Here is a 24468-nt window from a genome sequence, read left to right on the forward strand (position 1 = left end):
AATCTCACCAATAAATAGGGTTATCAGGCACAGCTTTACTACTTTGGGTTCAATGATTTTTTGTTTCTTTTGATCGCTAACGGCTCCGTTAAATAGGCAAAACTACCAGTCTCTGGGGGCTTTTTTAAACAGTCTGCACAAAATACATTTATATTAGCGTCATGATAAACCAATATGGCTGCCGATATTAATAAACAAGAGTTATTACCTCATTTGTTCCGTACCGAATACCGTAAAATAGTTTCGGTACTTTATAAGCACTTTGGTTTTGAATACCCAGAAATTGCCGAAGATATAGCAAGCGACACTTTTTTAACCGCATCAGAAGTATGGAGTTTAAAAGGTTTGCCCGATAACCCGGTGGCCTGGTTATATACGGTAGCCCGCAATAAAGCAAAAGATTATCTGAGACGCGATAAACTATTTACACAAAAGATCACCGGCAGCCTGCAGGCAACTTACGAAGGTACAGAAGAAATGGTGATCGATCTGTCTGACGAGCACATCAGGGATAGTCAGCTCCAACTGATGTTCGCCATTTGCCAGCCTATATTACCCGCCGAAGCTCAGATAGGTTTGTCGCTCCGGATCCTTTGCGGTTTTGGCATCAACGAAATAGCCGATGCCTTTTTATCAAACAAGGAAAATATTAATAAGCGGTTATTCCGGGCGAAGGAAAAACTGCGCGAGCAAAAGGTGAAGATCGAGTTTCCGCCGTCTGCCGAGATCGGTACAAGAGTACAATCGGTTTTAACTACGCTGTACCTGTTGTTTAACGAAGGTTATTATTCCAGCAGCAAGGATACTACCCTGCGTAAAGACCTTTGCCTGGAAGCCCTGCGCCTGGCGGTTTTATTAACCGAAAATAAAAGCACCAATTTGCCCGATACCAATGCGCTTATTGCCCTCATGTGCTTTCACGCTTCGCGTTTTGAAGCCCGTACCGATGAACATGGTGAAATGATACGCTATGATGAACAGGATACCGGCTTATGGAATGCAGAGTTGATAGCAAGGGGTAATGATTACCTGAACCGGGCATCGCAGGGCGACCAATTAAGTAAATATCATCTGGAAGCAGGCATAGCTTACTGGCATACCATTAATGCCGATACACCTCAAAAGTGGGAGAATATATTACAATTATATAATGGTCTGTTGCAAATTGCTTATTCGCCCATTGCCGCGCTTAACCGCACTTACGCAATTTCCAGGGCCAGAGGGAAACGGGAGGCCATAGCTGAAGCCGAAAAGCTGCAGCTGAATGATAATCATTTATATCATGTTTTACTGGGGAATTTATATACCGGCGTTGATCAGCAGCAGGCCGTAAAACATTTACAAGCCGCGCTGAAACAAGCAAAAACAAGCACCGAAAAGAACAGGATCCGTAAGGATCTGCAAAAACTGGCGTAATTTTAAAAAAGAATCAAGATATTAGAGTAAGGAATTAAGAGCTGATTTGAATGAGCACACAATGATGATAGTCATTGGTTTTAATCTTGATTCCTGACTCTAATATTTTGATTCTCAATTATGGCATATGACGAATTATTAGCTAACCGGATACGCGAGACCCTTAGCGAACAAGAACAGGTAGATGAAGTAAAGATGTTTCAGGGTTTGTGTTTTATGGTTAATGATAAAATGTGTGTTTGCATTCGCGACAAGGACATGTTATGCCGTATAGGCAATGAGCAGGCCGTTATCGCGTTGGAAAATGATAATTGCCGCGAGATGATAATGGGCAGCCGGGTGATGAAAGATTTTGTTTTTGTGGAAGCGGAAAATCTTCGCTCAGCAAAGGATCTTGATCACTGGATAGGTCTCTGCCTGCAGTTTAACAAGGTCGCGAAGCCATCCAAAAAAAGGAAAAAGTAGTTTCAAGTCCCGCCTTTTAACTGTTTTTTTTACAATTGTATAATCCCGATCAAATTTTTTCGCTACTTTACTTCGTCAATCGATATCTGTCTTTTAATTTTTTTGGAATTCCTTTTATTTATGCTTATATCGAATGTAATTTTATATTTGTTTTTTATTATAATTCGGATTATATAAGATGCTTAGATACTCTAAACAGACCAGGTTGTTACTGGCTGTTGACTGCATTATTTTTGGATTTGACGGAGATGTTTTAAAACTATTACTGATCAAAAGAGGATTTCAGCCCGAGAAAGGGAACTGGAGCCTGATGGGTGGTTTTGTGCAGGGTAATGAAAGTATTGATCAGGCAGCAAACCGCATCCTAAAACAATTAACCGGGCTTGAGGGAGTATACCTGGAACAGCTTTATACCTTTGGCGACCCTAACCGCGACCCTATGGAACGTACCGTTTCTGTAGCGTACTTCGCGCTTATTGATATACAAAAGTATCAAACCCAGATCAGTTCAGATTACCATGCCGAGTGGTTCCAGCTCAAACGTACACCCAAGTTGATATTTGATCAGCAGGAGATGCTGGAGCAGGCCAAAAAACGTATCCGTTATAAGGCAGCCATGCACCCTATATTGTTTGAGCTTTTGCCTACCAAATTTACCATCCCCCAACTGCAAACGCTTTATGAATGTGTTTTTAATACCACCATTGATAAGCGTAATTTCAGCAAAAGAGTACTGGCAACCGGCCTGCTCATTAAGCTGGCTGATAAGGATAAAGCAGGCTCAAAAAGAGGGGCATATTACTACCAACTCAACATGCAGAATTACTACGCCAAATTCCAGGCTTTCATGAATTTTATCCCCAATCCGGATACACTTTAACCGCTAATTTATCTTGCAACCGGTTTAATCTAAACCCAATGTCTTTTCGAACGAGGTACAAGGAGAAATTATCGCTTGAGCACAGCGAAAAATCTTTTGCACCTTACATCACGGTTAAACTAAGCTTAAAAGATTTCTCCTTGTGCCTCGTTCGGAAATGACATGCTTTATTAAATCAAATAATTAATCATCATCCGCGCCGCCTTCGGCTTTTGATTCCAGGTAGAATGCTCCCTTTAGCGCTGCTTTGGCGTTGGCTGGTAAATCGGTCATGGGTTTAATTTCTACATAACCCAGTTCCATCACACCGGTTGTAACCTCGGCCTTTTTAAAGCTGTAGCTGGTTGTTTTATTAGGTCCATTTTGCTCATCGGTCACTATATAGATATATTGTCTGCCGCCGGAACGAACCACCGCATCAACCGGGACGGCTGGTACCATGTGGTTGCCTATGTTGATGAGGGCGGTAACATACATCCCCGGGATCAGATTTTTATGCTGCCGGTTGTCGATCTCAGCATGAACAATAACGCCCTTGCTTTCATTTTCAAAAGATTTGTTGATACCATTGATCTTTCCGGTGATCATCATATCGCCCTGATTGGTGAGCTGAAAATTTACTTTTTGGCCAAGCTTTACCTGCATCAGATCCTTTTCAAACACGGTAAGATCGCAATGGATCTTGGAATTATCCACCACCTCCATAATGGATGTGCCTGGCTGTACAAATGCGCCTGTATTGGCTGAGATTTTACCTACAGTACCGGTAATAGGTGAAACTACCGGAAAACTGGAAACAATATGGCCACTGTTAATACGATCTGGACTGATACTTAATTGCCTGAGCTGACTTTCAAAGGCTTTGATCCGCGAAAGCTCCGCATTATAGGTAGCCTGTGCCGATTGAAATGATTTGCCGGTTCCGGCGCCTGCATCCTGCAACTGGCGCTGCCGGTTAAACTCTGCCTGTATATAGGTGAAGTTGCTTTTTGCCGCCAGGTAATCCTGCTGTATTTTGATGAGGTCCTGGTTGCTGATGGTAGCCAATACCTGCCCCCGTTTAACCTGCTGCCCTTCGAGCACGCTGATATGACCGATCACCCCGCCAGAAAGGATACTTACATCGGCCTTATTTTGCGGCGGAACGGCCAGCTGTCCGTTTGCCTTGATCACAGCATCAAGATTCTTTTGAGCGATTGGGCCTATCTCAATACCTACATTTTTCATTTGCGCCTCTGTAAGCGTAAGGTTGTCCGGCTTCGCGGTTTTTACATTGGCCGCTTCCTGTGGACTATCACTTTCTTTTTTTGCCGAACCACCTGAACAGGCGGCCAGTATGCCGATACCCAAAATCAGTACCGGGATAGCGTATTTATATTTTTGAATCTGCATTTTATTTTCCTTTGATATATTGAATTTGTATGGCCGATTGATTTAAGCGGCTTACCGCGTCGAGGTAAGCAAGCCGGGTTTGTATGGCTGCTGTGGTATTCTGGATGTATTCGATATAACCTATCTCTCCCAGATTGAAAGATACTTGCGCTATTCTTAACTGCTCATCGGCCTGTTTTAATCCGCCGCCAGAGGTGTAATATTCTACCGCCTGTTTGAGTTTTTGATATTGCTGCAACTCCTGTTCATATTGGGTGTGGAGCTGCTGACGGGTTTGGCGGTAATTGATCTCGGCCACCTGGGTGGCTATTCTTTCTGAACGGATCCGTGCCGTGTAAGCCTTGCTAAAAACAGGTACGGAAATGCCCACCTGGAAACCGCCTATGCGCGTGCCCGGCGAGTAGCTCCGGTTGATGTTGGCCGGATTGAACCCTGCGATGAGCAACTGCTGGTTATATCCTAAAGTAAAATCGGGCATCAGCCGCGACTTTTCAACAGCCACCTTTGCCCTGGCCACTTCCACTTGCCGGAGACCCATACCTATCTGCGGGTTATCGGCTACATCGGTCGTGTCAGACCGGAGATCAAGCAATATAGGTAGAGCGCTTTCGTTCACAATTACGGGTTCATCCATATTCAATAATTGCTGCAGGGCAAGCTCATTACTGCGAAGGTCGGCTTGTGTACCTATCCGCAGGGCTTGAATTTCCTGGTACTTATTACGGGCGCTGATCACTTCCAAAGCGGATGTTTCACCTGTTTTACGTCGTACCTCGGCCTTTTTTACAAAGCCGGAATAAATACTATCCTGATGGTCCAAAACCTTTAGCATTTCCCGGTTCAGAAGGTAAGCATACCAGGCGCTGCGTACCTGCCTGATGATATCAGCCTTCGTGACCGCACCCGAACTTTCGGCCAACCGGGTTTGCTGATTCAATAATTTTCGCTGGTTTTTATAAAAGCCCGGCCAGGCAATGTTTTGCGTTATGCCAATGCTGTTATCAATATTGCCGCCACTTGTTGGGTCCTGGGTAAGCAGAAATTCGGTCTTGGGCAGATCAGTCGATGATTTTTGTAATGCCCGGGCCTGCTCAATTGATAGTCCGGCTGAGCGCACATTCAGGTTTTGACTTAATGCTTTGGCTATCGCGCTATCCAGCGTTAATGGTACGCTTTGCTGCGCATTTGCTCGGGATGTACCAGCCATTGCCAGCATGCCTGTGATCAATATAGCTATTACCGCTTTAGGGAGTTTTATTTTGCCTACCTCTTTCCGGTTAAATAATAGGTACAGGCATGGTAATACAAACAGGGTTAAAAATGTTGCGGTAACTAAGCCGCCTATGACTACGGTAGCCAGCGGCTTCTGTACTTCGGCACCGGCGCTTGATGACAGGGCCATAGGTAGGAAACCCAGCGAAGCAACAGAGGCGGTCATAAGTACCGGGCGCAATCTTGTTTTAGTGCCTTCCAGTACGCGGTCATAAATATTGCTCATGCCCTCTTCCTTTAGCTGATTGAAGTAGCCAATGAGCACAATGCCATTCAATACCGCAACCCCAAACAGAGCAATAAAACCAACCCCCGCTGAAATACTAAAAGGCATACCGCGAAGCAATAAAGCTGCAATACCACCCATGGAAGCTAATGGAACAGCCGTAAAAATAAGCAGGCTTTCCTTAACCGAGCGAAAGGTGACATACAGCAATATCAGGATAAACAGCAATGCCGCCGGAACTGCTATACCCAGCCGACTTTTTGCCGCTTGCAGGTTTTGAAACTGCCCGCCATAGGTCATGTAATAACCACCGGGTAGTTTTATCTGCTTAGCCAGTTTGTTTTGTATTTCGGTTACAGTGGATTCCACATCGCGGCCCTCTACATTAAAACCTACGTAGATCCGGCGCCTGCCGTCCTCACGGGATATCTGGGCCGGGGCATCTTTGATACCGATATCGGCTACCTGGTTTAGCGGTACTTTATTGCCCGATGGGAGAGGGATCAGCAGGTTTTCCACGTTGGCAATGTTTTCGCGCAGGTTGCGATCCATGCGAACTACCATATCAAAACGCTTCTCTCCCTCAAATACCACACCGGCCACATTACCGGCAAAGGCTGTTTTTAGGATTAGATTCACATCGCTGATATTTAAGCCATATTGGGCCATCCTGTCGCGGTTATAGGATACCTGGATCTGTGGCAGGCCGATCACCTTTTCGATATAGGGCTCGGTTACACCTTTTACCGTCGAGATCTCCTTTGCTATCTTGTTGGCTTCATCGGCCAGCACATCCAGGTCTTCACCATATATTTTAATGGCCACATCCTGCCTGATGCCCGTCATCAATTCATTAAAACGCATTTGCATGGGCTGTGAAATGGAGGCGTGGATGCCGGGGATCTCCTCCAGCGCTGCTTCCATTTTGGCAGACATTTCCTCCCTGGTCGTGGCGCTTTTCCATTCAGCTTTGGGTTTCATCGCCAGCATCATATCTGCCCGCTCAATGGGCATAGGGTCGGTCGGAATTTCAGAACTGCCGATACGGGTAACCGCTTGTTTAATCTCCGGGAAACGGTCCTTCAATAATTTCTCCGCTTTTCCGAAAGTTTTAACTACTTCAGAAAGCGAGGTGCCTTGCATCATTGAGATCTCCACGGTGAGGTCGCCCTCTTCCAGTGTAGGGATAAACTCGCCGCCCATGCGGCTGAAGGCCCATATCGAGATGCCAAATAATATAAAAACTACCGCCACCGTCAGCACCTTTACCTTCAAAACAGCCACCAGCGCACGCTGATAAATGCGCTGTAGAAAGGTGATAATATGATCAGAAATATTGATTTTGTATACTGTTTTCTTACTCAGGAACAAGGCGCTGGCCATCGGTACATAAGTGAGCGAGAGTATAAAAGCACCCAAAATAGCAAAGGCCACGGTTTGCGCCATCGGTTTGAACATTTTACCTTCAATACCGATAAGCGATAACAGCGGGAGATAGACGATGAGGATAATGATCTGCCCAAAAGCTGCTGATTTCATGAGCTTACCGGCGCTGCTTTGTACCTCGATGTCCATTTGTTCGGTACTCAGCTTTTCGATGGCATCCTTTTGATAGCGGCCGCTCGTAATGTGATGCACTACGCTTTCCACAATAATTACGGCGCCATCCACAATAAGTCCAAAGTCGATAGCTCCTAAACTCATCAGATTTCCTGAAACACCAAACAGCCGCATCATTAAAAACGCGAACAGCATGGCCAGCGGAATAACAGAGGCTACCACCAAACCTGCCCTGAAGTTGCCTAACAGGAGCACCAACACAAAAATGACGATGAGCGCGCCCTCCAGCAGGTTGCGTTTTACGGTGCCGATAGCCCGGTCGACGAGTTCAGTACGATCAATAAAAGGTTCGATAGTCACGCCTTCTGGTAAGGATTTTTTGATTTGCACCATGCGCTCTTTTACGTTTTTAATCACCTGGCTAAAGTTTTCGCCTTTCAGCATCAGGGTTACACCGGCAACAACTTCGCCCTGGCCATTCCGGGTTACCGCGCCATAGCGGGTAGCGCTGCCAAATTGTACTATGGCAATATCACGTATCAAAACAGGTGAACCTTTTACATTTTTAACAACTATCTTTTTGATATCATCCAGCGATTTCACCTGCCCCAGGCCACGGATAAAGTAGGCGTTATTAAGTTGCTCGATATACGAGCCACCTGTGTTTTCGTTGTTTTTTTGCAGAGCGGTATAAACATCCGGAATGGTAAGCCCCAATGAATTGAGCTTATCGTTATCCAGTGCCACTTCGTATTGCTTAACAAAACCACCCCAGCCGCTTACTTCGGCAACACCTACAGTACCGGCTAACTGCGTGCGTACCAGCCAATCCTGAATGGTGCGCAGATCGGTAGCCGTGTATTTCTGCTCATAGCCTTTTTGGGGATGGATCACATACTGGTAAATTTCGCCAAGCCCGGTTGTTATTGGCGCCAGCGTGGGCTGACCAAGATCTGTAGGGATACTGCTTTCGGCTTCTTTTAATTGGGCTGTTACCTGTTGGCGTGCCCAGTATATATCAATATTGTCTTTAAAAACTAGGGTTATAACGGATATACCCGAACGGGAGATAGACCGTTTTTCGACTATCCCGGCAATATTTGCCATGGATAATTCAATAGGAGCGGTAATAAATTGCTCCACTTCCTGCGCACCCAAGTTGGGTGCCTGCGTAATGATCTGTACCTGGTTATTGGTAATATCGGGTTGCGCGTCGACCGGTAAATTGGCAGCGGAATAGATCCCGGCAATCACCAGCAACAGCGTCATGATCCCGATAGTTACCTTGTTCCGGATAGAGAACGCGATAATATGATCAAACATGAAATTTTATTAAATTAATGCGACAATCCATGCCTCGCCATACGTGATGACGGGCAAAAAAATTAAAAGGAAATCGTATTAACCTAATTGTGGCGGCTGCCAAATGGCGATGTCCTGCTCAGATAAGGCAGGAATGATCAGATCGGGATATGGAATAAAAGTATTTTGCCGAAATGATAAAACATGTACCTGAAAATCAATATCCCTGACGCTTGAACAGCAGGAGCAGGAACAAAGTGGGGTACAAGCCTCGCGGGTGCAATCTTGATTACCATCATGCGCCTGCCTGATGGTTAGGTGCGATTGAGCCAATACAGCATCATCCCTATCCTGGCACGGCATTACCGAGAGGAGGGAAACGTATAAGCATATGATGATGGCTAAATATTTCATCTGCCACAAAGTTAGCTTATTTATATAAAACTCAATGGTATTGTTTATGGTTAAAAAGAGGGTGATATTAAGATTGGTATCATAAAAAAGGCTTTACATTTTTGTAAGGCCCTTTTATTATTGTGGAGAATATCGGAGTCGAACCGATGACCTCTTGCATGCCATGCAAGCGCTCTAGCCAGCTGAGCTAATCCCCCGGATTGGGCTGCAAATATATCACATTATGCAGTAAAACAAAATCTCTTGTTAATAATTTTTATCACCTACTGTCAATAGCAATAATATCACCATTGGCGAATCCTCACAAATAATAAAGTTAAGGTGATTGTAACAGGGAAACCGCCCCTTTAAAATAAGTAAAGCCCCTGATGGGCAGGGGCCTTTACTAACCAATTATAAACCTAAATTATGAGAAGACTTTTTTATCGTTTTTGTTATGGTGTAAAAGTAACACTAAGTTTTCAGATTCACCAATTTTATTTTGTAATTTTTTTGTAACATTTACCAAATACTCATTCATTTTGCATTTGATTATCAAAAATACTAATAAAACTTTAATAATGTGATAAATTTTTAATTTTTTTATTGAAATTTGTATTAGTAATAAATTGATAGGTTAATTATTTAATAAACTACTTTTATTTTATATAATAAAATTAATTTTAGTACATTTTTTTGTTAAAAAAATGTTAAAACCCATATTTAATAGAAATTATTTCATTTTTAACTGGGTTTTTCATTAAAAAACCAATAAATTATTAAAAAACCTATTTTAATGAGCCTGTTTTTCAAAAAAGTAATTGTAAATCAATTCTTTTTATCAAAATATAAAACTCCATAAATTCCATCTTATTGTTTATTGTGAAAGAAAAATTACTTTAAACAGGCATCATTTTAAAAATGCTTTGTCACTTTTGCAGCAGATTTTATATTTTATTGCTCATGACAGCTCCCGATACTTCTAAAGAACATCCGCATTTAACGCCGCTTACCTTATGGATCATGACAATCGCCACCGGCTTGGTGGTGGCCAATATCTATTACAATCAACCCCTGCTTGCAGATATCGCGCACACTTTTGGTATAACGGATAAAAAAGCTCAGCAACTATCCCTGTTTACACAAATTGGTTATGCCAGCGGTTTGTTGTTTATTGTGCCCCTGGCAGATATGGTAAAGCGTAAGCAATTGATATTGTTAGATTTTATCCTGGTTATTTTTGCATTGCTCATCAGCGCACTTGCTCCATCTATATTAGTATTAACCATTGCCGGCTTTTTATTGGGTTTATCTTCTATTATACCACAATTACTTATACCTATGGCCGCTCACCTGGCCAAACCGCATGAGCGGGGTAAAAAGCTGGGTTTTGTGATGAGCGGATTGCTGATCGGGATATTGCTTTCGCGTACCCTAAGCGGTTTTATTGGTCAGCATTTTGGCTGGCGGAGCATGTATTATATAGCTACGGGCTTAATGGCAGCTATGTGGCTGATGATCTTTTTCTTTTTGCCCGAGGTGGAGCCCGATTATAAAGGCAACTATAAAAAATTGATGCACTCGCTCATTCATCTAATAAAAACACAGCCCAAACTGCGTATGGCTTCTTTCAGAGGGGCTTTGTGCTTTGCCGGATTCAGTGCTTTTTGGACTACCCTGGTATTTTTGTTAAAGCAGCCTCAGTTTAACGAAGGAAGCGCGGCAGCCGGCGCCTTTGGATTGGTGGGTGCCTTTGGTGCGCTGGCAGCGGGATTGATGGGCCGCCTGAGCGATAAAATGAATCCTTATAAGCTGTCGGGCTATACTTTATTACTGGTGCTTATCTCTTATATTATTTTTTACTTCTCCGGCAGCAGCATTGCCGGGCTCATTGTTGGCGTAATTGTTTTAGATATGGGCGTACAGGCTACCCATATCTCCAACCAGTCTATCATTTTTGCCTTGATACCAGAGGCCCGCAACCGGCTCAACACGGTATACATGGTATCATATTTTATAGGTGGCGCATCCGGAACATTCCTGGCCAGCCTGCTCTGGAAAAATTATGGATGGGCAGGCGTATGTGCTATTGGCGGCGGATTAGCACTTATCGCGTTAGCAGCACACTTCATTAACTATAAACGAAATGTCCGGAATTAGCGGTACTGTACATATTTGTTCAGTTAGCGTACGTTTTTGCAATGATGCATACCGGTTACTGTCTAAAAAAATGGATTTTTTTATCCGCATAAAAGCACCTCAAATACAGTCACTTACATTTAATTGTAATCTTTTTACAGATTTTAATGACTTTTTTGGCGCGAAATTAATTTTTTGGCACTGATTTGGAATAATAGTTATTAAATGTAACTGTCATGAAAGCTACAAAGAAAACCATTAAGGAAGAAGAGAAAGAATGGGACAATCCGGTAGAGCCGACAAAAACATCAGATGAACGCGATGAAGAACAGATACTAAGGCAATACAAGGAAGCCAAGCGAAGGAAAGATAACCTGACCGAAGACGACGACGATAAAAGGAAAGACTAAAAGAAAATAAAATATACAAAAACTAAAACTATGAAAAGCACCAAAAAACCATCGATCAGCAAATTAGTAGCTAATTTTGATAACCAGTTGAAAAGAATTATCATGAATGACCTGAAAGCGATTAAAGGCAAAACACCTTTATTGCCAACAGCAGCCTAATTGTATACAAACTACAACATTAACCTATAACATATTACATTATGAAATCCTATAAAACACCATCTGCAAGCAAATTAATAGCCCGCTTTGATAATCAGTTGTTAGATATTTTATTGGAAGACCTTAGAAATTTCAGAGCGAAGAACAGATTTAAACCAAGCAATCAACGGGTTGTTGCACAGCAAACACTGTCTGCAGCCTGATCAATATATATTACATCACACCTATGAAAACGATAGAGCCCTGCAAAAACAGGGCTTTATTTATTTGCAGCGTATTTTACAATGAGAGCGGCGGTTTTGGCAGATGCGCCGGGCTGGCCCATACGTATGTCCAGTTCAGCATAATCAGTTAGTACTTTTTGACGATGCTCTTTATTATTGATCAGCAGATCAACCTCTTCACTGATCCTGGCTGTGGTACAATCTTCCTGGATCAATTCCTTTACCACGCCTTTGTTCATAATCAGGTTAACCAGCGATATAAAATTTAATTTAACCAGCATGCGCGCTATGGCAATAGTGAGCGTGTTGCCTTTGTAAACAACCACCTGCGGTACATGAAACAAGGCCGTTTCGAGAGTGGCGGTACCTGATGCTACAACAGCCGCGTGGGCATGACTTAACAGATTATAAGTGGCATCAAATAATACCGGAATATTTTCGCCATTTAAAAACTGATCATAATAATCCTGTTTAAAAGATGGGGCGCCGGCTATTACAAATTGATGCTCCGGAAAACGTTCAGCAATGCTTATCATATCGGGCAGCAGGTTGCTGATCTCCTGTTTACGACTGCCGGGTAACAGCGCAATGATCTTTTTGCCAATAAGCTGATGCTGCTGCAAAAAATCGGGATCTGGTTTAAATGCGGCGATGGCGTCAAGCAGCGGATTGCCTACATAATCCACATCCATTCCCCAGGTTTTGTAAAAATCAACCTCAAAAGGCAGAATGCAGAAAAGGTGGTTCACTACCTTTTTGATCTTTAACACCCTTTTTTGATTCCAGGCCCAAACCTTGGGCGAGATGTAGTAATTTACTTTTAAACCGATGGTTTGCGCGTATGCGGCAATTTTGAGATTAAAGCCGGGGATGTCGATTAGAATAAGCACATCCGGCTGCCAGGAATGAATATCCTGTTTGCATTGTTTGATGTTTTTAAGGATGGCTGGCAGATTCGCGATCACTTCTACAAAGCCCATGTAAGCCATTTCACGGTAGTGTTTTACAAGGGTACCACCTTCTGCCAGCATCAGGTCACCACCAAAAAAACGGAACTCGGCATCGGGGTCAAGGGCTTTTAGTGCTTTCATTAAATTGGCCCCATGCATATCGCCCGAGGCTTCGCCGGCTACCAGGTAATATTTCATCGTATGGGCTGCAATTTAAATACAAATATGGCGAGCATAAATATAAAGGTAACCGCGGCTATACCGATCACCGCTTTATCCATCTTATTTTTACCATACCAGCGGATAATTATAAGATTGAGGCCAATAGCCACCAGGTAAGGTGTGCCTGGTTTATTAAACAATAAAAAATTGCCTTTTAACAGGTACAGAAAAATGAACAGACTTATGGCAGGTAATATAGCTCCGTAAATTGTGCCTGCGGTTACCGTATTGTGCTTAAACATTAAATTTCCAATTATTTAAATAAGGAATAGCATGATGTGCCGTCATATCAAACTGAACGGGTACAACCGATACATAATTGTGCTCCAGGGCCCAAACATCGGTATCTTCGCCGCCATCATTTAATTGAAAAACACCGGTAAGCCAATAGTAGGGCCGTTTATGCGGATCGATTCTTTCGTCAAATTCCTCGGCCCATTTTGCGGCCGCCTGACGGCACACTTTGATACCTTTGATATCAGGAGTATTGGGGAAATTCACATTGAGCAACGTAGCCGGTGGAAGATTGTTAGCCAAAACCTGCAAAGCCAGTTCTTTAATATATTTAACACAATGACTAAAATCGGCTTGAAGCGTATAATCATCCAAAGAAAAGCCGATGGATGGGATACCCTCAATGGCACCTTCAACAGCGGCCGACATGGTACCGGAGTATAACACATTGATAGAATTATTTAAACCATGGTTGATGCCGGATACACACAGATCTGGCTTTTGGCCTTTGAATATTTTATTTACGGCCAGCTTTACACAATCAACCGGGGTGCCTGAGCAGCGGTACATTTCAATGCCTTCATAAAGATCTACCTTATCTAAACGCAATGGTTTGCCTATGGTAATGGCGTGTCCCATGCCTGATTGCGGGCTATCCGGTGCTACCACTACTACACGGCCAATTTCGCTCATGGCTTCCATCAGCACTTTTATACCAGGGGCGGTTATCCCATCGTCGTTTACAACAAGTATGGTTGGTTTCGCATTATTCATGCTGCGAAATTACTGATATTTTGGGGGATGTGGGGGAGAAAAAAGGGGGAGGTGTATCCCTCACGTCATTGCGAGGCGCGAAGCAATCTCTACTTAGGCAGGTCCCTAATACTAAGCAATTCGCTCTTTCCCCGGTTGCCTGTGTCCTCACAGGCAACAATGCAAATCGCCTGTGAGGACACAGACGATGGTTAAAGAAGCTTTAAACGTTAACCCCAATAAACTTTGTCATTCTGAACGCAGTGAAGAATCTGCTTACCGCTATGCTTATTCAATAATAGATTCTTCGTTCCTCAGAATGACAAATGAATTTAACTGTTAGCCGTCTTACTCCTCCGTCAAAATAGTAAACTCAAAATCAAGCGGTTCAAAATGGCGGATGAGCTCATCGATGAAGGATTGTCCCCATTTTACATACATCAGGCCAAAATTCTCGGTACGTTCCTGCAAACTGTCTTTCGGAAAGAGTTCAGCTTTTACTACGGATAACTGCTCCAGCCTTACCTCATAGTTGCGTTTTTCGGCGCGGATCAATTTCTTTTCGAGGTTATCAATCGCATGTTTCAGACGGGCCTGTACAGCCGCGGCTGATGGCGCTAGTGTCGGGTCGATCTTATACGAGCGCAGTTTTATCTTTTCAAAAACGGCGGTCAATTCTCGCCATTCGCCTTCCAAGGAAAGGTTATGGTCGCTGTGTTTTTTTATCCATTCGGTTTGCAGGGCATCTGTTTGCTTAAACAGCGCGGCTACATCCAGATCCATGCGCTCAATTTTGGCCGCTTGTTCCTTACGAACCACCAATGCCGAGTTACGCAAGATCAGGATAGGGAAGTCAATCTTGTAAAAATCAAAGTTGGATTTAAGTTCCAGCCAATACACTATTTCAGCGCCACCACCTATGTAGGCGATGTTGGGTAAGATGCATTCCTGGTAAAGGGGGCGCATCACCACATTCGGACTAAAACGCTCCGGCGATGTAGCAATTTCCTCTTTTAGTTCGGCTTCGGTAAAGCGGATATCGGTATTCATCACCTGGTAGCTGTCCTGCTCAAAAACGATACGCTCACGCAGCTGGTCTTTCAGGTAAAAAAAGTTGATCTCGCGTGGATTAACCTGTATATGCACACCCAACTTTTGCAATTGCTCGTTGGTGGTGGTTATATTTTTAAAGCTGTTTTGATGGATGATATCCTGCTCCATGATGGGGGCGAATTGCTGCTTAAACTCGTGGTCGTCGGCATCAATGATCACCAGGCCGTATTGGCCAAACAGCGCGTTTACCAGGTAGCGGGTAGCATCGGCCAGTTTATCAAAGCGGGTATAGGCGGTCTCTACAATTTCGGCCAGTTCTTTGGAATGACCTTCCATGCCTAAAACACCTTTATATTGGTTTAAGGCCTGGCGCATAGTATCCGGATTGATACGCCCGGTAGCGCCCGAGGCTTCGTACCACCAGTGTACTTTTTTACCGCCAATGTTAGTGTAGTTGATCTCGGCAAAGTCATGATCTTCACTGGCCATCCAATAAACAGGCACAAAGTTTTTATCGGGATGAACCGCTTTTAATTGCCGGGCTAATTTTATGGCGGTAGCAATTTTATAAAGAAAGTATAGCGGACCAGCAAAAATATTAAGCTGATGACCGGTAGTTATAGTATAAGTATTATCGAGTTTTAGGAGTTGTAAGTTTTGAGCAACAGGAGGTTGTACGTTATACGTTGTAAGTTCTACGTTAGCTTCATTACTTCCGGATTTTCCGACTTCCAGACTTCCGGACTCAATTCCATATTGCTTTGACAGTACACGGTGCAAAATCTCCCGATCCGCAACAACTTTCTTGTTTTTCAACAGTTCGGCAAACCCGGCCATATCCGGGCGGTAACTGTAAAACGGTTTCAGATCGGCCCGGTTCTCGAGGTAATCAATAACCGTAGGCGAAAAAAATCCGGTGTCTTTATAACTTGTACAGGAGGCTTCCATCTGTAAGCATTATTGAATTAGTGAGTTAGTGATTTAGCGATTTAACTCCGCTAAAAAACGTACGGAGGCCAAATGTAAAATCATTAGTGGTAATGCGCCACAAATTAACATTATTTTACAATTTGTCCATAAAGGTCAAAGTCTTCGGCGCTGTTAACTTTCACATTTACAAAGCTTCCGACAGTAGCGTAATCGATGCTGGCATCGATCAATACTTCGTTATCCACCTCTGGCGAATCAAATTCGGTACGACCTACAAAGTAATCACCATCCTTTTTATCGATCAATACTTTAAATGTATGACCAACTTTTTCCTGATTCTTATCAAACGAAATACCTTGCTGAATTTCCATAATGGCATCGGCGCGGTCCTGTTTTACTTCGGCAGGAACGTCATCAACCAGAGAGAACGCATGTGTTTTTTCTTCGTGCGAGTAGGTGAAGCAGCCCAGACGGTCAAACTTAGTTTCTTCCACCCATTGCATCATTTCTTCAAAATCGCGCTCGGTTTCGCCGGGATAACCAGTGATGAGGGTGGTACGCATAGCAATACCCGGCACCCTGTCGCGGATCTCGTTCACTACGTCGATAGTTTTTTGTTTGGTAAGCCCGCGGCGCATAGATTTCAGCATATTATCGCTGATGTGCTGCAAAGGCATATCCATGTATTTGCAAATGTTATCACGCTCGTTCATCACATCCAGAATCTCCATAGGGAAGCCAGAAGGATAAGCATACTGCAGCCTGATCCATTCTACACCGTTCACATCACTCAGGCGGCGCAGTAATTCGTCCAGGTTGCGTTTGCCATAAAGATCAAGACCATAGTAGGTGAGGTCCTGGGCTATCAGGATCAATTCCTTAGTACCGTTTTTAACCAGGGCCTGCGCGTCTTTAACCAGTTGGTCGATAGGAGTGCTCAGGTGCTTGCCGCGCATCAGCGGAATGGCGCAGAACGAGCATGGACGGTTACAGCCTTCGGCAATTTTAAAATAAGCAAAATGTGATGGAGTCGTCAATAAACGCTCACCAATGAGTTCGTGCTTATAATCGGCTCCTACGGAGGTTAATAAATTTTGCAGATCGTTGGTACCAAAATAAGCGTCTACATTGGTGATCTCGGCTTCCAGCTCGGGTTTGTAACGCTCACTCAGGCAACCTGTCACAATTACTTTTCCTACTTTGCCTTGTTCTTTTAACTCGCTGTATTGCAGAATGGTATCGATAGATTCCTGTTTGGCATTATCAATAAAGCCACAGGTATTGATCACCACAATATCGTTTTTACCAACTTTATCAGCCTCATGTACCACGTCAAACTGATTGCCTTTAAGCTGCCCCATCAATATCTCCGAGTCGTATATATTTTTGGAACAGCCCAATGTAACCACGTTTACACGTTGTTTAACCGGTTTGGCTGTTGGCTTATCTAATTCTTTCGTCCTCATACGCTATCAAATCGTCATTGCGAGGCACGAAGCAATCCCCAACTGTGCAGATCCGCTCTGTAAACCGGGGATTGCTTCGTGCCTCGCAATGACGCGTTTTTAATTCATTATTGTTTAAATAAACTATTTACAAACTCAGTCCTGTCAAACAGCTGCAAATGTTCTACACCTTCGCCCACACCTATATATTTTACCGGGATCTTAAACTGATCTGAGATTCCGATCACTACACCGCCTTTGGCTGTACCATCCAATTTGGTTAAAGCCAGGGCGTTAACATTGGTAGCTTCGGTAAATTGTTTGCACTGCTCTATGGCGTTTTGCCCGGTTGAGGCATCCAGCACCAGCAATATCTCATGCGGGGCGCCGGGAATTACCTTTTGCATTACATTTTTGATCTTGGTCAGCTCGTTCATCAGGCCAACTTTATTGTGTAACCTGCCAGCCGTATCAATAATAGCTACATCATCACCTGCTGCCACTGCCGAACGCAGGGTATCATAGGCTACTGATGCCGGATCGGATCCCATAGCCTGCGCCACTACCTTTACACCAACACGCTCGCCCCAAAGTTTGATCTGGTCGACAGCTGCCGCGCGAAAGGTATCCGCCGCACCTAAAACTACCTGGTTTCCCGCCTGCTTTAGCTTATGGGCCAGCTTGCCAATGGTGGTGGTTTTACCTACACCGTTAACGCCAACCACCATAATTACATAAGGCTTGTGGTTACCGTACTCAAAGTTCCGAAAATCGTTGCTGTTGTTTTCGGCCAGTAATTGCTGGATCTCGTCTTTCAGCAAGTTGTTCAGCTCGCCGGTGCCTACGTATTTATCGCGGGCTACACGGGCCTGGATCCGCTCTATGATTTTGAGGGTAGTACTTACGCCAACATCAGATGTTACCAGTACTTCTTCCAGCTCATCCAAAACGTCATCGTCAACGGTTGATTTACCGGCAATTACCTTGGTGATCTTTGAAAAAAAGTTGTCCTTGGTTTTTTCTAACCCGGTATCAAGGGCTTGCTGCTCTTGCTGTGTATTTTCCTTTTTCTTAAAAAAATCAAATAATCCCATAAGCCTCACCTAAATCCTCTCCAAAGGAGAGGACTTTTATTAATAGTTTAAAATTAAATTATTAACTCTTTTACCGCCATCACTTTTTACTCCCTCTCCTTTGGAGAGGGCCGGGGTGAGGCATAACAAAAAAAGCCCTCTCGTAAAAACAAGACGGCTTCTATATTTTGATCGGCAGTTATTACAGTGTTTTACCTGCAATTGCATCCTTAACAAAATCGTTAGGGACAATTTGTGTTTTGAATGAATAAGCACCGGTTTTTGGTGATTTATTCATGGTGATCACTTTTGAATATTCTTTGCCTTTACCTGCTACTTTCAGTGTTGCAACTACTTTCTTTGCCATGTTGTTTAATTATTGAGTTAGTGAATTATTGAATTAGTGATTTCAGCTTTAAACTTAAATCAACCATCAATTGAATCAACTAATTATTTAATTTCTTTGTGAACGGTTACTTTACGTAAAACCGGGTTGAATTTTTTCAATTCTAACCTTTCAGTTGTATTTTTTTTGTTCTTGGTGGTAATATAGCGAGACATGCCTGGCATACCGCTTGTTTTGTGTTCAGTACACTCTAAAATTACCTGAACCCTGTTGCCTTTTTTTGCCATTTTCTTTTTATGTTGTACGTGTAGCCTCACGGCTTACGCAATTTTTCAAATTATATATGTACGCTTTATGCCTTACGTATAACGTAAAACCTCAAACGTACAGCCTACTAAATGTATCCTTTTTTTACAAATTTATTGATACAAGCAGTTATACCATTTTTAGTGATGGTTTTAACAGCTGATGTAGATACCTTTAAGGTAATCCATTTATCTTCTTCAGGGATATAAAACTTTTTAAGTTTTAAGTTAGGATGAAACCTGCGTTTTGTTTTAACGTTTGAGTTAGAAACGTTATTACCTACAATAGATCCTTTTCCTGTTAGATCACAAATTCTTGACATGACAAATATTTTTAATTATCAACCCTTTATTCAAAAAGAGTTTGCAAATATCAGACTTTTAAATCAAATATTCAAGGGTGTTTTTAAAATATTTCAAATTCTTTTTAAAAGCAGGCATTCGCTTTGACGCCAACCTGTTAACTGTAATGAAAATACTTATTAAATTTTTTTAATAAGTGGCGTTTTTAATTTACACTTAACACATAAATTACTAATTTACGCCCTCCATTAAACCATTATGAAGATTACATCATTTGACGAATACAAGCAGGTTTACCAGCAAAGTGTTGAACAGCCTGAGCAGTTTTGGGCCGGCATTGCCGATAATTTTTACTGGCACAAAAAATGGGATAAGGTGCTGGACTGGAATTTTAAAGAACCAAGCGTAAAATGGTTCCAGGGCGCTAAACTCAACATTACCGAAAACTGTCTGGACCGTCACCTGGAAACACAGGGCGATAAACCCGCTATTATATGGGAGCCAAATGATCCGCAGGAAGATCATCGCGTATTAACTTATCGTCAGCTGCATGATAAGGTTTGCCAGTTTGCCAATGTGCTTAAAAATAACGGCGCCAAAAAAGGCGACCGTATTTGTATTTATATGCCAATGGTGCCCGAACTGGCCATCGCCGTTTTGGCCTGTGCGCGTATCGGCGCCGTTCACTCGGTAGTATTTGGTGGTTTTTCGGCCCAGTCTATTGCCGACAGGATCAATGATGCCGAATGTAATATCGTGATCACTGCCGATGGCGGTTTCCGCGGTAATAAAGATATCCCATTAAAAAATGTGATAGACGACGCTCTTGTACAGTGTAAATCGGTACAAAAAGTAATTGTATTAACCCGCAGCCGCACGCCGGTATCTATGATCAAAGGTCGTGACGTTTGGTGGGAAGATGAAGTGAAAAAGGTAGAAACGCAAGGTAATCCGCAATGCCCCGTTGAAATAATGGATGCCGAGGATATGCTGTTTATCCTGTATACTTCCGGCTCAACGGGTAAACCAAAAGGGGTGGTTCATACCTGTGGCGGTTATATGGTATATGCCGGCTATACTTTTGCCAACGTATTCCAATATAATAAAGGCGAGGTGTATTTTTGCACCGCCGATATCGGTTGGATCACCGGGCACTCTTATATAGCTTATGGTCCGCTGTCACAAGGCGCCACTACTTTAATGTTCGAGGGGGTGCCTACCTATCCTGATGCGGGCCGCTTCTGGGAAATAGTTGATAAGTATAAAGTAAACATATTATATACCGCGCCAACGGCCATCCGCTCACTGATGAGTTTCGGCGAGGAGCCTTTGAAAGGTAAAGACCTGAGCTCGCTCACCAAACTGGGATCGGTAGGCGAACCTATCAACGAAGAAGCCTGGCACTGGTTTGATGAAAAAATTGGTCACGGTAATTGCCCTATTGCCGATACCTGGTGGCAAACAGAAACCGGCGGCCTAATGATATCGCCTATCTGTAACGTAACACCAACCAAACCAGGTTATGCCACTTTACCATTACCAGGCATTCAGCCTATTTTGGTTGACGAGAACGGTAAAGAGATAGAAGGTAACGGCGTAAGCGGTAACCTGTGTATCAAATTCCCATGGCCGGGTATGCTGCGCACTACTTATGGCGATCATGAGCGCTGCCGCACCACTTATTTCGCCACGTACGAAAACCTGTATTTTACCGGCGACGGCTGCCTGCGCGATGAGGATGGTTATTACCGCATAACCGGCCGTGTGGATGATGTGCTGAACGTATCCGGTCACCGTATTGGTACTGCCGAGGTGGAGAATGCTATTAACATGCACAGCAGCGTGGTTGAATCGGCTGTAGTGGGTTATCCGCATGATATTAAAGGACAAGGTATTTATGCCTTCGTAGTATGCCCTAAACATCATGCAGATGATGACCTGACGCGTAAAGATATTATGATGACCGTAGCGCGCATTATCGGCGCTATTGCCAAACCCGATAAGATCCAGTTTGTAACCGGATTACCCAAAACCCGCTCAGGCAAGATCATGCGCCGCATATTGCGTAAAATAGCCGAAGGCGATACCTCTAATTTAGGTGATACTTCAACGTTGCTTGATCCGGCTGTTGTCGATGAGATCAGGGCGGGAGCTTTGTAGAGGTAGTAGCAGTCAATACTCACCGGTCTACGCTTCGCTGGACCACCCTCTCTGCGGCTTTGCCCCGCAAAGAGGGTAAAGAAAAAAAGAAAGAAAACCCCTCTATGCGCGAAGCGGAGAGAGGGGTGACGAGCGCAGCGATGTCGGGGTGAGTCAACACTCACCGGTCTGCGCCTCGCTGGACCACCCTCCGGCTTCGCCACAAAGAGGGTAAAGAAAAAAAGAAAGAAAACCCCTCTATGCGCAAAGCGGAGAGAGGGGTGACGAGTGCAGCGATGTCGGGGTGAGTCGATACCGCGCGTTTGATTTTTGATGGGCTATTCCCCTTGGGAGAGTAATAGCCCATCAAATGACAGGAGGGGTAGCCCGCTACGGGGCACACCAAATTTTTACAATTATTTTCTACAAATATGTAGTCCCTACGGGACATAGAGCAACAATTTAAGCTGCAAATGTGGCTGTATTTCATGTCCCGTAGGGACTACATATTTGTAGAAATAGAACCAAAAGGTTTTTTGCCCCATTAGGGGCTACACCTCTTGAATTAGTATAGATGCTGTCTTTTCATGGGCTATTCCCCTTTGTAGGGGGAGCAAAGACTCTTTGGATCAAGGAACAAAAGGACTATTTTGAAAATCAGAAATTAAAAACAGATGCAAGGAATTAAGAGTAAAAGATCAGGAAAAATAAAGTACCGGGCTTTTCTCCTGGTTCCTTGCATCCTTATTCTTTTATCACTCTCCAACCTGGCATTCACCACAAAACCTTCCAGTAAATACCGGCTCGATTTTTTTACCAAACATAACCAGTTTTACCTCTGCGATTCTGCTTATAAAAGTAATACCGGTTCCGATACTTTCTGGACGCCTGAGGCTTATCACGACAGACTGGGTGTTGATTACGATATCCTGGGCATCGGTATTGAAAGTTACGGCCATGTAAAAGCCGAACTGGAAATACTGGACAGTGCCGATCCTCAAACAGATTTCAGCCAGTATGATCATGTGGTCGAAGCTGGCATCACCATTCAATCGGGTTTGTTGCAGGTACTTAACTTTCCGGATTATAAATCATACCTCAAGCTCATCATCAAACCTGGCAAATATCGCGTAAGGGTTTATTCGTCCGCTTTAAGCAATGTGGATCCGGAGGGCGACGAAGGTCAGGATCACTATAAAATAACGATGTGGCCCGATAGCCGTATGGAACGCAAAGTATTAAAGCAGTTTGTGAAAAAGTAATTACAACAAACAGCTCCAGGAAACCCAGGCCATAAACAAAAGCTGTAAGGGGATGCGGAACCACAAATATGCTGGCCCGGGGCCGTCAAACGTACCTTTTTCCATATTGATATGTTTCATAGCAGCATTGATATTGGCCGGGGTAAGCACAATAAAAAACAGGATAAGGCACCAGGCCGTCAGTGTACGTGTAGCCGGAATAAGCAAACCTGCGGCTGCTGCTATTTCTATCACCCCCGTAATATATACCACTTGTTTTTTGTAGGGGATAAATGAGGGCAGCATCATGGCCATGCCTCGGGTAAATTTAAAATGCCCGAGTGCGGTAAACGCCATCATCACGGCCATAGCTATCTGGGCGGATAGTTTTATGCTAAAATCACCGGATAATTTAGTAACTACGAGGCCTATGCCAAAGGTGCCGAGCAATATGATCAATACTTTCATGTGTGTGTTTTGTTTGATACAAATGTGGATATACCCCGGGCAACAAACAATGAACCTAAGTTAAGTAATACGCCGACGGATTCGGCTTAACCCCTGTGGTGTAATGCCGATGTAGGAGGCGATATACTTTAGCGGGATTTGCCTGATGAGCTGCGGCTGCTCGGTAAATAAATTCAGATAACGTTGTTCGGCACTATCATTTAACAAGGATAGCTCGCGTTTGGATTTGCTCAGAAAGATAGCTTCGCTGGCATGGCGACCGATGGTTTGGCCAGCTTCTGTATCGTTATAAATAGCCTGCAGATCATCATAAGTTAATCGCCATAATGTGGTATCAGTCAATGCCTGGATCTGATAGCGCGATGGCTGCCGGGTTAAAAAAGAGTCGTAGGCGCTGATAAAGCTATCGGCAAAAGCAAAGGTAAAGGTTACGTCATTCTCGTCTTTAGGGATATAATAACGCGCGATGCCCGTTTCTATAAACGATAGGTGATTCTCCGTTTGTCCGGTTTTTAAAAGCACCGCTTTCTTCGGAAATTCATGCCTGGTCAACTTCGACGAAAACAGCTGCCAATCCCTATCGCTCAGGGGAACTATGCGCTCAAAGTATTCCCGTATTTTTTCCATAAGGGTGAAGGTAGGGACTATGGATTATCTTGCGAAATGGTGTCTTTAATAGTTCAAAAAATCTGTCATTTCCTTTAGATTATCATGGTTCAGGTGTCATCGTGATTTCTATGATAAAAGCAAAGGATTTTTAATTCCCTCCCCACGGGCTACTGTGTGTACACATCTTTTCAATGCACTAATAGTTAAAAAGAGCTGCTCCAGAGGAGCAAAATGTCGGTAGCAATAATAAAAGTTAACCTCTTTTAGTGCCATAGGTACTACACTAACCGACTTAGGGTCTATTAATGCATTATTATTTGCCCCACGAAGTTAAAAAGTGACGTACCTACGGCACGTAAAAATTTCTTTTGATCCTTCTTCTACCGACATTCAGCCCCTACAGGGCACATTAAAAGATGTGTCCACACAGTAGCCCCACGGGAGGGGCGCGTTGGGCAGGTGTAATGGCAGGGAGGGGTTTCTACGCGCGATGATCATCCTGTTCCATAAACCCCTTCCTCCCCCTTCCCAAGGGAAGGAATCGCACAAGGCCTTGGTT

The 24468-nt window shown here is 43.6% G+C and carries 23 protein-coding genes and 1 tRNA gene; 9 read left to right on the top strand and 15 right to left on the bottom strand.

The window, feature by feature from the left end:
- Positions 1 to 174: 174 nt before the first annotated feature.
- From AB6735_RS17810 to AB6735_RS17820, 3 genes are all read left to right on the top strand, one after another.
- Entirely contained in the window at positions 175 to 1416 is a 1242-nt protein-coding gene (locus AB6735_RS17810; RefSeq protein WP_370997158.1) for an RNA polymerase sigma factor, read from the top strand.
- A gap of 120 nt (positions 1417 to 1536) precedes the next feature.
- Positions 1537 to 1881 (top strand): TfoX/Sxy family protein, encoded by a 345-nt coding sequence (locus tag AB6735_RS17815; RefSeq protein ID WP_370997159.1) that lies wholly within the window; start codon positions 1537 to 1539, stop codon positions 1879 to 1881.
- Between the two features lie 178 nt (positions 1882 to 2059).
- Complete coding sequence (locus tag AB6735_RS17820; RefSeq protein ID WP_370997160.1) at positions 2060 to 2761, top strand: NUDIX domain-containing protein; 702 nt, start codon at positions 2060 to 2062, stop codon at positions 2759 to 2761.
- A gap of 183 nt (positions 2762 to 2944) precedes the next feature.
- Here the strand turns inward: AB6735_RS17820 and AB6735_RS17825 are convergent, their stop codons facing one another.
- The 4 genes from AB6735_RS17825 to AB6735_RS17840 all read right to left on the bottom strand — a co-directional run bounded on the left by AB6735_RS17825 (position 2945) and on the right by AB6735_RS17840 (position 9124).
- On the bottom strand, positions 2945 to 4153 hold the full coding sequence (locus AB6735_RS17825) for an efflux RND transporter periplasmic adaptor subunit (protein WP_370997161.1): 1209 nt from the start codon (positions 4151 to 4153) through the stop codon (positions 2945 to 2947).
- Position 4154: 1 nt separating this feature from the next.
- Positions 4155 to 8534, bottom strand: a complete 4380-nt coding sequence (locus AB6735_RS17830) for a CusA/CzcA family heavy metal efflux RND transporter (protein ID WP_370997162.1) — start codon at positions 8532 to 8534, stop codon at positions 4155 to 4157.
- Positions 8535 to 8612: 78 nt separating this feature from the next.
- Positions 8613 to 8927, bottom strand: a complete 315-nt coding sequence (locus AB6735_RS17835; protein WP_370997163.1) for a DUF6660 family protein — start codon at positions 8925 to 8927, stop codon at positions 8613 to 8615.
- A gap of 123 nt (positions 8928 to 9050) precedes the next feature.
- Positions 9051 to 9124: transfer RNA gene (locus AB6735_RS17840), tRNA-Ala, on the bottom strand.
- A 745-nt stretch (positions 9125 to 9869) separates the two neighbouring features.
- On the opposite strand from AB6735_RS17840, the gene AB6735_RS17845 reads away from it, so the two are divergent.
- From AB6735_RS17845 to AB6735_RS17860, 4 genes are all read left to right on the top strand, one after another.
- Positions 9870 to 11066 (top strand): MFS transporter, encoded by a 1197-nt coding sequence (locus tag AB6735_RS17845; protein ID WP_370997164.1) that lies wholly within the window; start codon positions 9870 to 9872, stop codon positions 11064 to 11066.
- A gap of 215 nt (positions 11067 to 11281) precedes the next feature.
- Positions 11282 to 11455 carry a hypothetical protein gene (locus tag AB6735_RS17850; protein ID WP_370997165.1) on the top strand — a complete coding sequence of 58 codons (174 nt, stop codon included), beginning with the start codon at positions 11282 to 11284 and terminating at the stop codon, positions 11453 to 11455.
- A gap of 30 nt (positions 11456 to 11485) precedes the next feature.
- On the top strand, positions 11486 to 11614 hold the full coding sequence (locus AB6735_RS17855; RefSeq protein WP_370997166.1) for a hypothetical protein: 129 nt from the start codon (positions 11486 to 11488) through the stop codon (positions 11612 to 11614).
- A gap of 41 nt (positions 11615 to 11655) precedes the next feature.
- On the top strand, positions 11656 to 11817 hold the full coding sequence (locus tag AB6735_RS17860; protein WP_370997168.1) for a hypothetical protein: 162 nt from the start codon (positions 11656 to 11658) through the stop codon (positions 11815 to 11817).
- A 56-nt stretch (positions 11818 to 11873) separates the two neighbouring features.
- On the opposite strand, the gene lpxB is transcribed toward AB6735_RS17860, so the two are convergent.
- The 9 genes from lpxB to rpmB all read right to left on the bottom strand — a co-directional run bounded on the left by lpxB (position 11874) and on the right by rpmB (position 19472).
- Entirely contained in the window at positions 11874 to 12986 is a 1113-nt protein-coding gene (lpxB, locus tag AB6735_RS17865; protein WP_370997169.1) for a lipid-A-disaccharide synthase, read from the bottom strand.
- Complete coding sequence (locus AB6735_RS17870; RefSeq protein ID WP_370997170.1) at positions 12983 to 13252, bottom strand: hypothetical protein; 270 nt, start codon at positions 13250 to 13252, stop codon at positions 12983 to 12985. Before AB6735_RS17870 ends, lpxB begins: the two co-directional genes overlap by 4 nt.
- Positions 13245 to 14018, bottom strand: a complete 774-nt coding sequence (gene surE, locus AB6735_RS17875; protein ID WP_370997171.1) for a 5'/3'-nucleotidase SurE — start codon at positions 14016 to 14018, stop codon at positions 13245 to 13247. The genes AB6735_RS17870 and surE overlap by 8 nt, the downstream gene beginning before the upstream one ends.
- A 327-nt stretch (positions 14019 to 14345) precedes the next feature.
- Positions 14346 to 15998 carry a bacillithiol biosynthesis cysteine-adding enzyme BshC gene (gene bshC, locus AB6735_RS17880; protein WP_370997172.1) on the bottom strand — a complete coding sequence of 551 codons (1653 nt, stop codon included), beginning with the start codon at positions 15996 to 15998 and terminating at the stop codon, positions 14346 to 14348.
- Between the two features lie 110 nt (positions 15999 to 16108).
- Entirely contained in the window at positions 16109 to 17446 is a 1338-nt protein-coding gene (gene rimO / locus AB6735_RS17885; RefSeq protein ID WP_370997173.1) for a 30S ribosomal protein S12 methylthiotransferase RimO, read from the bottom strand.
- A gap of 107 nt (positions 17447 to 17553) precedes the next feature.
- Positions 17554 to 18519 (bottom strand): signal recognition particle-docking protein FtsY, encoded by a 966-nt coding sequence (gene ftsY / locus AB6735_RS17890; RefSeq protein ID WP_370997174.1) that lies wholly within the window; start codon positions 18517 to 18519, stop codon positions 17554 to 17556.
- A gap of 181 nt (positions 18520 to 18700) precedes the next feature.
- Complete coding sequence (locus AB6735_RS17895; RefSeq protein WP_076376000.1) at positions 18701 to 18865, bottom strand: DUF4295 domain-containing protein; 165 nt, start codon at positions 18863 to 18865, stop codon at positions 18701 to 18703.
- Between the two features lie 83 nt (positions 18866 to 18948).
- Entirely contained in the window at positions 18949 to 19131 is a 183-nt protein-coding gene (rpmG, locus tag AB6735_RS17900) for a 50S ribosomal protein L33 (protein ID WP_022830075.1), read from the bottom strand.
- Positions 19132 to 19238: 107 nt separating this feature from the next.
- A complete protein-coding gene (rpmB, locus tag AB6735_RS17905) occupies positions 19239 to 19472 on the bottom strand; it encodes a 50S ribosomal protein L28 (protein ID WP_090473485.1) in 234 nt (77 codons plus the stop codon).
- A gap of 238 nt (positions 19473 to 19710) precedes the next feature.
- Between rpmB and acs the strand changes: the two genes are divergently transcribed.
- The gene (acs, locus tag AB6735_RS17910; RefSeq protein WP_370997175.1) at positions 19711 to 21612 is read left to right on the top strand and encodes an acetate--CoA ligase; all 1902 of its coding nucleotides are present in this window, start codon (positions 19711 to 19713) and stop codon (positions 21610 to 21612) included.
- A 653-nt stretch (positions 21613 to 22265) separates the two neighbouring features.
- The gene (locus AB6735_RS17915; protein ID WP_370997177.1) at positions 22266 to 22853 is read left to right on the top strand and encodes a hypothetical protein; all 588 of its coding nucleotides are present in this window, start codon (positions 22266 to 22268) and stop codon (positions 22851 to 22853) included.
- On the opposite strand, the gene AB6735_RS17920 is transcribed toward AB6735_RS17915, so the two are convergent.
- Both AB6735_RS17920 and AB6735_RS17925 read right to left on the bottom strand, forming a co-directional pair.
- Positions 22854 to 23300 carry a DoxX family protein gene (locus tag AB6735_RS17920; protein WP_370997179.1) on the bottom strand — a complete coding sequence of 149 codons (447 nt, stop codon included), beginning with the start codon at positions 23298 to 23300 and terminating at the stop codon, positions 22854 to 22856.
- Between the two features lie 60 nt (positions 23301 to 23360).
- The gene (locus tag AB6735_RS17925) at positions 23361 to 23927 is read right to left on the bottom strand and encodes a Crp/Fnr family transcriptional regulator (RefSeq protein WP_370997181.1); all 567 of its coding nucleotides are present in this window, start codon (positions 23925 to 23927) and stop codon (positions 23361 to 23363) included.
- Between the last annotated feature and the right edge of the window lie 541 nt (positions 23928 to 24468).

This window comes from Mucilaginibacter sp. RCC_168, from assembly GCF_041355315.1.
Classification (GTDB): Bacteria; Bacteroidota; Bacteroidia; order Sphingobacteriales; family Sphingobacteriaceae; genus Mucilaginibacter.